We start from the raw sequence: 7,210 nt of genomic DNA, 5'->3' as shown, positions 1-7,210 counted from the left end.
GAGCGGGGCCGCGGCGCCCGTGGCGAGGGCCGCGCCCAGCGGTGCGCCGGTCAGCAGGGTACGGGCGGCCTCCCGGCGGCCGGCCGCCATCCGCAGGTGGGCGCGGTGGCCGAGTGCCTGGCCCCACGCCCACGAGACCAGGCCGGCGACGATCAGGGCGGCCGCGTGCCGGCCGGGGTGCCACAGGGGTGCGGTGAGCAGGTAGGCGAGTCCGGGCAGGGCGAACAGCAGCCCGCGCAGCAGGCAGCGGACGGTGTCCGGGCGCCAGGGATCGGCCGCCGGTGCGGGTTCCGGGAAGGTCCGGGGTACCTGCTCGTAGAGGGCGGTGGCGAGGGAGAAGAGGTTCGGGTGGCCGTACCGCTGGGTGATCTGTTCGGCGGTCAGGCCCTCGGCCTCCAGCAGGGCGGCCACCTCGTAGGGGTGGACGGCGGGTCCTATGCGGTCGGCCAGGTCCGCGGCCAGCCGGCTCACCGCCTCCGGGTCGGCGGCGAAGCCGGGCAGCCGCAGGGCCAGGGTGCGGTCGTCGCCCCGGGCGGGCGTCCCGGCGAGCCGCAGTGCGAGGGTGTCCTGTTCGGCGCCGCCCGGTTCGAGCGCCATGGGCCCGCTCATCCGGCCAGGCTCCCGGCGGCGACCCGGAGCCCCTGGCCCTGCGCGGCTGGTACGGCGAACGGCCGGGCGTGGGTGGGCAGTTCGAGGTATATGGCGCGGAAGGTGTCGATGGTCTGGCGCAGGGTGAACTGGTCGATGACGCGCAGCCGGGCCGCCTCCCCCATCGCCCCGCGCCGCCCGGCGTCGCCGAGCAGTTCCAGTGCCGCCGCCGCCATCCGGGCCGGGTCGCGCGGCGGGACGACGATGCCGGTGTCGCCGACGGCCTCCCGCACCCCGCCCACGTCGGTGGAGACGGTGGCCCGGCCGCAGGACATGGCCTCGATCAGGGTGAACGGGAAGCCTTCGCTGATGCTGGAGAGCATCACGACGTTCCCGGCCGCGTAGGCGTCCTTGATGTCGTCGACCCGGCCCTCGAAGGTGACGGCGTCCGCGTGCCCGAGTTCGGCGGCGAGGGCCTCGCAGCGTTCGCGGTACGCCTCGCCGCCGCGCGGGGTGCCGCCGAAGAGCCGCAGCCGTGCCTGCGGTATCTCCCGGCGGACCAGGGCGAAGGCGCGGATGAGGGTCTCCAGGTCCTTGATGGGGTCGACGCGGCCGGCCCAGCTGAGCGTGGGGACGGCGGGCTCGGGTCCGGCCGGCGGGAAGGCGGAGGGGTCCACGCCGTTGTAGACGGTGCGGATGGCCTCGGGGGCGGCGCCGCCCTGTTCCTCCCAGAGCCGGTTGTAGCGGTTGCCCGGGGTGATCAGCGCGGCCCGGCGGTAGCTTTCCTCGGCCAGCAGCCGGAAGAAGCCGAGGACGACGGCCTTCACCGGCCAGCGGTAGGGCGCGGTGCGATACCCGAGGTAGCGTTCCCGCAGGTAGACGCCGTGTTCCGTGAGCAGCAGCGGGACTCCGTACCGCTCCAGGCCGGCGAGGCCGGGCAGTACCGCGACGCCGCCGCTGACGGCGTGGGCCACGCCGTGCCGGGGCACGGGTGCGGCGAGCGGGCGCAGGGCGTGTTCCAGCAGGGCGGTGGCGGTGACCGCGTCGTGCAGGGTGGGCCGGGCCTCCCGGACGGCGAGTCCGGGGCGGTTCCACACCCCGGCGAGGATGGTGATGGCCCGGTCGCCGCGCAGGAACGGGCTGAGCGTGCCGTCCGAGGCGGCCCTGGCCATGGTGTACAGCGCCGCCGGGAACCGGTCCTCGGCGTGCGGGTCGAGCAGTGCGGTCAGGAAGTCCTCGTAGGCCGCGGCGAGCCGGCCCAGGGCCCGGCCCCGGGGCGGCCGGCCGTCGGGCGGGGCTCCCCACATGGGTACGGAGAGCACGCTGTGGACGTGGTCGGGCAGCTCCCAGACGACGGGTTCGCGTCCGGTGCCGGTGACGGCGGTGACGTCGAAGTCGAGGTCGGGCATGCCCTGGACGAGTTGGTCGCACCAGACACTGACGCCGCCGTGACTGTGCGGGTAGGTGCCTTCGGTGAGCAGGGTGACGTGCGCCGCGCCGGTGCGGCGCGCGCCGTGGTGAACGTGCATCGATGGGGCTCCACGGCCGAGGTGTGGGGTGGTCGTGCGGGTCCCGGCCGCTCATGGGCGGCCGGGAGCCGGGCCCGTCCGGTCGCCGCCCGTCATCGACGGGCGTGCGGCGCGGGCGGGCCCTCGGGGCGGTGCGCCGTTCAGCTGTCCGGGGTGTACGGCATCTGTTCGGTGACGCCCGCCGGGACCTTGGTGTCCGGGGCCGGGGCGGTGGCCGCGGCCGAGGTGGCCGCGGGACCCGTCGGTGCCGCCATCGCGGACGCCGGCAGGGTGAAGGTGAGCGCGGTGCCGGTGGAGGCGGTCCAGCCTGACCGGGCGCCGGCGTAGGCGGTACCGAAGGCGCCGGCGCCGTAGGTGGTGCCGCTGGGCAGGGTCGCCGGTACGGCGGTGCCGTTCGGCCCCTGCACGGTCACGGTGTCGCCGATGCGGTAGGCGGTCACCTGGCCGGCCTGCACGGCGCTCTTCCAGGCGGCACGGCGCTGGAGTTCGACGCCGGTGTCCTTCATCCGCAGGTTCACCACGGGGGTGTCGGCCGCGAACAGGGCGGCGTAGCCGTCGAGGACGCCGTCGAGCACGGGGTAGGCGATGCGGTCCTCGGCGAGGTTGGACTGGTGGATGAAGTGCGGCCTGGGGTCGTTGGACAGCACGTGTCCGAGGGCGATGCGGGTCTCCAGCGGCACGATGTAGCCGCTGTAGCCGGTGGTGGTGTTCAGCGGGGCCGGCAGGCAGGTGGTCGTGGCCGGGTTGTCCTCGCAGATGCCGCTGCCGCCCTGGGCGCGGCTGGTGTAGAGCCAGTTGTACTCGTCGACCTGTTCGGCCGCGTGGCCCGCGTTGTAGAAGACGTTCATCGGGTAGCGGGAGACCGTGGTGGCGGGCCCGACCTGGCGCTGCTGCGGGTCGCGGGAGTTGTCCGAGGCGAGCCACTTCACGCCGTCGTCGGCGAGCGAGAGCGCGAGGTTGGGGTTGTCCTGCGGCTGCTGCGGCAGGATCTTCAGCCCGGAGTGCTCACCGGTGACCAGCTCGTCGGTCTGCAGCGGGAGCCCGTTGGCCTGGCCCCAGGCCCGGTTGGTGGCGATCTCGTAGTCGATCGTGGCGCGGCTGACCCACTTGGTGCTGCCGTCGGTGTTGGTCTGGCAGGTCCACGGCACGACGGTGACGTTCTGCTCGCAGCCGAGGAAGGCGTGCGTGTAGGTGTGGTTGACCCAGCGGAACAGGTTGCGGTCGGCGATGAGCTTGTCGGCGAGCTGGTCGACGCCGTCGTTGTCCTCGCGCTGGTCGACGCTGCCCGCGCCGTTGTAGACGAGGTCGAGGGTGAAGTCGTGGCTGTTCTGCCAGGCGGTGGCGTAGTCGACGTCCGCCGGGGTCATCCGGATCGGGTTGGGCGTGCCCGCGCCGTTGGCGCAGTCGACGTCGCCGGGGGTGCAGTTGAGCTGCGTGTCCCAGCGGTCGTCGGCGGCGAAGACGTCGTCCACGTGGACCGCGAAGTAGTTGCGGGAGGCGCCGAGGTGCACCCCGCCGGTCATCCACTCGACGATGCCGCGGGCCAGCAGCCGGAACTGCTGCTGGTACTGGTTGTAGACGAAGGTGACGACCAGTTCGCGCCGGCCGTCGTGCCGGTACTCCCCGACCAGGGAGCCCTGCCTCGTGGTGCCGGGGACGGTGGCCTGCACGTACGGCGTGAAGTCGGCGCCGGCGGCGGGCGCGGCCAGGTAGGCGTAGCTCTCGCCGACGGTGGGCGAGTTGTCCTCGAACGGCACGGGGCCGTCGAGGTAGCCGAAGGGGCCCGCCTGCCCGGCCGCGGTGACCTGTGCCTGGGTGCCGTCGATGCTGCCCGAGTAGCCGCCGGAAGTGGGGACCTGGAGGCCGACCTGGGGCCGGGCGTAGGTGTAGGCGTCGACCTGCGGGATCGCATAGGTCTTCTCATAGGCGGTGAGCGCGGTCATCTCGCTCGAACCGGACGCGAACGGGTTGTCGTTGGGCAGGACGACGGCCTGGAACCTGGCGCGGGGCCGGCCGTCGACGGTGTCGGCGAGGAAGCCCGCGTCGATGGTGGGCCGGTCGGAGCGTGTGAGGTCGAGCTTCGTGTACGGCGTTCCGGCGGTGTCGAGTTCGGCGGCGATGGCGTCGGTGGCCGGACCACCGTCACTCACCACCAGAACTCTGAGATCGACGCGCGGTGCGGTGCCGTCGGCCTGTGCCGGGCCGGCCGGCAGGCCGAGCGCGGCGGTGAGCGCGCCCACCGTCAGCGCGGTGGTGCGTATGGTCCGCTTCATGCGGTGAAGTCCCCTCCCCGGGCAGGGGTGAGCACGGCTCCCGTGGAGCGGACGCACCCCCTCGCGTGACGCCGGCGTCCCCCTCAGAAGCCGGTCGTCGACGCATTCGTCGCGTCACATATGGTGAGGCCTCTGTGTAGCTTTTGTGGTCGAGTTACGAAACCTGACGGAAAAGTGCAGGTGTCCGACGGCGTCCGGAGGCAACCCGTAAGGCCGTTTTCCCGTCGCCCCCTCAGGGAGCGTCACGGTAAAAGCCCGGGTCCGCGGGGGTGCGGCCGCGTCGCGACGCACCGGCGGACCGTGGCGGTCCGCCGGGCGACGTGTCGGGAACGGTTCCGCGCGGGACATTTGTTCGGAAGGTGATTCCGGTCAGCCGGTCCACGGAACCGAAGCGTCCGTCAGGCGCAGAGAACCCGGGTCTCGGGCGTGTAGACGGGGCCGCCGTTGGTGTTGGAGCTGTCGCTGAACTCGGCGTAGAAGTACGAGTAGAAGCCGATGTTGCCGTTGCAGCCGGAGTCGGCGGCGACCCGGAGGGTCAGCGTGACGGTGCGGCTCTGGCCGGGCGGGATGGTGGCCCCGTAGTTGCCGCCGAGGTTGCTCGGGCCGGTGCCGGAACAGGGGGTGCTGCCGCTCGCGGTGGCCAGACTGCAGCCGGTGAAGCTGTACTTCAGGTCCGGACGCTGGGTGGTGAGCCAGGTCGGGTCGATGGTCTGGTACACGAACCAGACGTCGTAGGTCTTGTTGTTGGTGATCGTCATCGACAGGTTCACCGCACCGCCGGGGGTGGTGGTGGCGCTGTCGGTGGTGAAGGTCAGCGCGGCCGGCGCGGGGTCGGCGCTGGCGCTCGGCGCGAGGCCGAAGACGGCGAGGAGGAAGGCGAGGACGGCGGTGAGACCGAGGCGTCTCGACAGAGAAGATCGCATGGCCCGGGAGGCTAGGACGGGCCCGGCGTGGCGTCTGCACCGCCGCATCGGGCACGCACCCGCATCGGCCGAAAGTGATCGCCCTGTGAAGAACCTGCGGGGATGCCGTGGCGAGTCGTCACTCACCGTATACGCGCACGCAGGAGCCGGGGGGCGGGTGGGAGGCGTGGGTTCCGCCGGACCGGTGGGACGCCTCGCGGTATTGGCTCGGACGAGACGCCCCCGCGCGGGCGGAATCGGGGAATCCGCTTGTGGCCTGGGGCCGTTCTCGGCCAAAAGGTCGGTTCCGGCCGGGACGCCGGGGCCCCGGCCGGCCCCACCGGGGGGGCGCGGGGGCGCGATGACAGGCGCACGGCGACGCCGGGACGGACCGGGGGACGGCCGTCCCGGCGTGGGGCCGGACGCGATCAGCGGGACGAGCGGGCGTGCGCCTGCTCGAAGGCGGCGAAGGCGGCCTCCTGGCGCCATTCGAGGCCGGCCTTGGCGCTCTCCGCTAGCAAGTGCCGGCAGGCCGCGCCGCGCACGGGCAGGCCGGGGCGTTCGGCGCGGCAGGCGGAGACCGGGCGGTAGCCGGTGGCGGTGGGGTTGCCCTGCCACAGGCTCGTGCCGGTCAGGAAGCCGTACTCCAGGGACGCTCGGGCCAGGTCCTTCAGTTCGGGGTAGCTCAGCCCGTAGGTGGTGGCGGCATACCGGTACTCGTGGCTGATGTCGATCCGGGAGACCCCGGGGTCGTCGGTGGCGAGGACGACCGGCACGCCGTAGCGCCGGTAGGTGCCGAAGGGGTGCTCGGCGCCCTTGACCCCGAGGATCTGGGCGTTGCTGGAGAAGGGCACCTCCACGGCCACCTCGTGGTCCGCCATGGTGCGTGCGGTGCGTCGCCAGTCGTCCTCGTGGACGAGGTCCACGCCGTGTCCGACCCGCTCGGTGCGGGCGACGTCCACGGCGTCCTTGATGTGGAAGGCCAGATCCTCGGGCTTGACCAGGCCGGGCCACAGCTCGCCCGCGTGCAGGGTGACGTGGGCGCCCGGGTACCGGGTGCGCAGGTAGCCGACCATGCGCATCTGCAGGCTGTAGTCGCGCAGGGAGACGGCCGAGTCCTCGGGCTGGACCAGGTTCACGGCCACGAACCGCGGGTCGGCCTCGGCCAGCCGCATGCCGAGGGCGAGCTGGGTGAAGACCCGCTCCGGCGCACTGCCCCGGGACGCCTGCGAGATCCAGCGCACGGTCAGGCCGCAGGCGGGACGTGCCGAGGGGGTGCCGCAGTGCTCGGTGGCGCGGAACTCGGCGTCGCCGTCGTCGGCCTCCGCGCGGGCGTCGGCCACCAGCTTGTCCAGCCGGCCGCCGGCGAGCAGCTTCCGGTGCAGGGCGGCGAGGTCGTCGTCCCAGCCGACCTGGGCGGCGAGGTTGCGCGCGCCGTCGGAGGCGGGGGTGACCATCGTCTCCAGGTAGAACTGGTTGTTGCGGACGGCGGTGTCGGCGGCCTCGGCGAGCAGTTTGCCCCGGTGCCGCCAGGTGACCTCGCCGAACTTGCCGAAGGTGTCGAAGAAGTGGTCGTGCCCGTTCCCGCCGGGCGGGAAGTCCTGCATGGACCAGGCGCGGATCACCGCCGCGCGGAAGGCGCGGTCGGTGAGCGCGTCGGCGGCGGGGCGGGTGCCGGCGCCGCAGGGCGGGACGACGGCGGTCAGCGTCGCGGTGTCGATGCACAGGCCGTCCTCGGCGGCCAGCTCGATCAGGTACTCCGTGGAGACGGCACCCGAGAGGTGGTTGTGCAGGTCGCCGCCCTTGGGAAGGAGCCGGAAGAACTCGCGCCGGGCGGCGGGCCGGTCGCGCAGGGCACGGAGGTAGGCGTCCGTGCGCGCCTCCGCCGCCGTCGACGGCCGGGGCGGCGGCGCGGCCG

At 73.3% G+C, this 7,210-nt stretch carries 4 protein-coding genes and 1 pseudogene; all 5 read right to left on the bottom strand.

The annotated features are described in order from the left end of the window. Positions 1 to 609, bottom strand: a pseudogene (locus tag GT045_RS20525) (hypothetical protein); the annotation flags it as partial. Continuing rightward, the gene (pelF, locus tag GT045_RS20520) at positions 606 to 2,117 is read right to left on the bottom strand and encodes a GT4 family glycosyltransferase PelF (RefSeq protein WP_161335041.1); all 1,512 of its coding nucleotides are present in this window, start codon (positions 2,115 to 2,117) and stop codon (positions 606 to 608) included. The gene pelF and the pseudogene GT045_RS20525, both read right to left, overlap by 4 nt. A gap of 140 nt (positions 2,118 to 2,257) precedes the next feature. Then, positions 2,258 to 4,390, bottom strand: coding sequence for a hypothetical protein (locus GT045_RS20515; RefSeq protein WP_161335040.1), 2,133 nt, complete (start codon positions 4,388 to 4,390; stop codon positions 2,258 to 2,260). A 398-nt stretch (positions 4,391 to 4,788) separates the two neighbouring features. Next, entirely contained in the window at positions 4,789 to 5,313 is a 525-nt protein-coding gene (locus GT045_RS20510; protein WP_161296900.1) for a hypothetical protein, read from the bottom strand. A 407-nt stretch (positions 5,314 to 5,720) separates the two neighbouring features. Continuing rightward, positions 5,721 to 7,210, bottom strand: a 1,490-nt coding sequence (locus GT045_RS20505; protein ID WP_161335039.1) for an adenosine deaminase, incomplete at its 5' end; no start/stop codon positions are given.

The organism is Streptomyces sp. SID486 (genome assembly GCF_009865385.1).
In the GTDB taxonomy this organism is placed as follows: Bacteria; Actinomycetota; Actinomycetes; order Streptomycetales; family Streptomycetaceae; genus Streptomyces.
This window is presented reverse-complemented; position numbering and strand designations above follow the sequence as displayed.